Source organism: Amaricoccus solimangrovi (assembly GCF_006385685.1).
Taxonomy (GTDB): domain Bacteria; phylum Pseudomonadota; class Alphaproteobacteria; order Rhodobacterales; family Rhodobacteraceae; genus Amaricoccus; species Amaricoccus solimangrovi.
Map to the genome: position 1 here is coordinate 1 of NZ_VFRP01000080.1, position 2,517 is coordinate 2,517.

The window sequence follows — 2,517 nt, forward strand, 5'->3', positions numbered from 1 at the left end:
GCGCCAGATCGACCCGGGCGTGCGGGTCACCAACCACGGGATCGCGATCCACCAGACCCTGATCGGCCAGGGGATTTCGCTCGGCTGGTCCGGTGTGATCGACGATCTCATCCGCAACCGCGTGCTCGTGCCGCTCGATACCGATCCGCTCCGCTCCGCGAGAGGCTATTATCTGGTCGCCTCCGACGATTTCCTGACCTCTCGGGTCGGAACACTGGTTCTCTCCGCGCTTGGCGCCGACGAGGAGATACCCGGTCTTGCCGAGGCTGCGCGAGCCCAGTGAGCGGCTTGGCCAAGCACCGCGCTGATCGCTCCTCCGGCGGATGATTCGCCCAATACGCTCGCCCGTTCCCCCTGGATCTTGCTTGCTACATTGCTTGCCAGGTAGGACGGCGGGCGGTCAGCGCCGCGAGCTTGCCGGCGGCGAGTTCCATCAGACGACGAATCCGCAGGTCGAGGCCGGGGTCCGCGTGTCCATGTCGCGGCCGCGGTTGAGGTGGTCGTCGATCTCCACCGCCGAGCCGATCATGCGCCCGTAGAGGAAGAGGGTGAAGGCCGCGGTCTCGAGGTCGCGGTCGCCGAGCCGCCCGGCCCGGTAGTCAGGCCAGAGCAGCGCGAGCAGCAGCGCCGCGATCACCGCGTCGACGTTGACGCAGAAGACGTAGGGCGAGGCGCCGTTGTCGTGGAGCGCCTGGACGAGTTCACGGTAGAAGGCGTGGAAGATGTTGTACTTGCCCGCGCCGCTCATGTACTCGGCCACGAACCGCTCGCGCGGGTCGAAGTTGACCGGCTTGCCCTTGAAGACCGGGTGATGCACGCTGGGGAGCGCGCGGAGCTCGGCGCCGGCCTCCTTCGCCGCCTTCTTCTCGCGCCGGTAGCCTCGGGCGAACTCCGCCGCCATCGCCTTGAGGTCGATGCCGTGGGCCGGGTCCGTCGAATCGTTCAGCCCCCTGTCCCTGAACCGGTCGAGCAGGAAGGCCATCCACTCGAAGCCGTTGCCGCCGTGGCTGTAGCCCGTGTGGGTGAGGAAGCCGATCATCGCCTTGTTGATCTGCACCCGGCCCGGCGTCTGGGGACCGTCGGCCGAGACCGCGCCCTTCGCCCCCTGCGCCGAGATCGAGCCCGGGCCGTTCGAGATCAGCAGGCCGATGAGGATCTGGAGCGGCAGGGCTTCTTCCGGCGTCGGCTTCTTGCCGGTCATCGCGAGGAAGCAGAGGTCGGCCATCGTCCACTCGCCGAAGCGCTCGGCGCGCGGGATGCCGTGGAGCGAGCCCGCCTGGTGATGCTCGCCCGGGATCGTCGCGCCGACCATCACCCCGTAGAGCCGGAGATACCAGGGCAGCGTCTCCGCCGTCAGCCGGCCGATCCGCTTGCGCGTCAGCGGGCCCCAGCTGATCGTCGTGGCGATCGCCGCGAGGATCGCGTCGCGCGACAGGCGGCCGCCGAGGGTCGCGAGGTAGCTCAGGAACACCGACCTGCCGCCCCGCGCCTCGATCGCGGCCAGCATCGCCTCGGGTCGCGGGTCATCCGCCTCGGCCTCGGTCGCGAGGAAGAGCGCGCGGGTCGCCGGGTCGATCTCGATGCCGCTCAGGTCGAAGCTCTACCTCCGAGGCCGGAAAATCGACATGGGCGAGCAGCCTCGACCCATGGAGCATGCCGTTCAGTTGCACCGTTGCGTTCCCTCTCCTGTCACCGCCTTGCGCGGCCTTCGTCGCGAATGTGCGCTTCGATGTTGTCGCCAACCTGTCGCCGGCGTCCGGTCGGGGCGCGATCCGCGACGGGGCGTTCCTTGTGGATGTCTCGTCAGGGTGCGCGGCGATGAACGGCCGGACACCCCGGGGCGCGCGGTCAGGCGGTTTCGGTCTCGCGCGAATTCGGGCTCCACTTGATGAGCCTCGCCTCGGCCACGTCGAGCACCCGGTCGATGAGCAGGACGAACATCGCGAGGATGATGATGCCGGCGAAGACCCCGACCGCGTCGAAATTGCCTTCCGCCTGGGCGATCAGATAGCCGAGCCCGGCCGAGGCCCGAGGTATTCGCCGATGATGGCGCCCACCACCGCGAAGCCGACCGAGGTCCGGAGCGAGGACAGGATCCAGCTCGCCGCCGCCGGGAAGTAGATCGTGGTGAGCAGCGCATGCCGCCGGGCGCCCAGGATCCTCGCATTGGCAAGCACGACCGGGTTCACCTCGCGCACACCCTGCATCGCGTTGAAGAAGGTGATGAAGAACACCAGCGTCACCGAGAGGGCGACCTTCGACCACAGCCCGCGCCCGAGCCAGAGCACGAAGATCGGAGCCAGCACCACACGCGGGATCGCGTTCAGCGCCTTGATGAACGGATCGAGGATCCGGTACGCCCCCCGGGAGAGCCCGAGCCAGACGCCGGCCGCGACGCCGAGCGCGGTGCCGATGACGTAGCCGAGGACGGTTTCGGTCAGGGTGATCGTGACGTGCTTGTAGAAGCCGGGATCGGTCACCCAGGCGAAGATCTGCTTCACGATGTCGATCGGCGCC

General features: G+C 68.4%; 2 protein-coding genes and 1 pseudogene. 1 reads left to right on the forward strand and 2 read right to left on the reverse strand.

What is annotated here, in order from left to right; translation table 11 throughout:
* A pseudogene (locus FJM51_RS24075) lies at positions 1-283 on the forward strand (hypothetical protein); the annotation flags it as partial.
* A 150-nt stretch (positions 284-433) separates the two neighbouring features.
* Here the strand turns inward: FJM51_RS24075 and FJM51_RS23190 are convergent.
* Both FJM51_RS23190 and FJM51_RS23195 read right to left on the reverse strand, forming a co-directional pair.
* On the reverse strand, positions 434-1,507 hold the full coding sequence (locus tag FJM51_RS23190) for a citrate synthase family protein (protein ID WP_210240412.1): 1,074 nt from the start codon (positions 1,505-1,507) through the stop codon (positions 434-436).
* A 496-nt stretch (positions 1,508-2,003) separates the two neighbouring features.
* A partial coding sequence (locus FJM51_RS23195; protein ID WP_233713247.1) for an ABC transporter permease occupies positions 2,004-2,517 on the reverse strand: 514 nt, incomplete at its 5' end.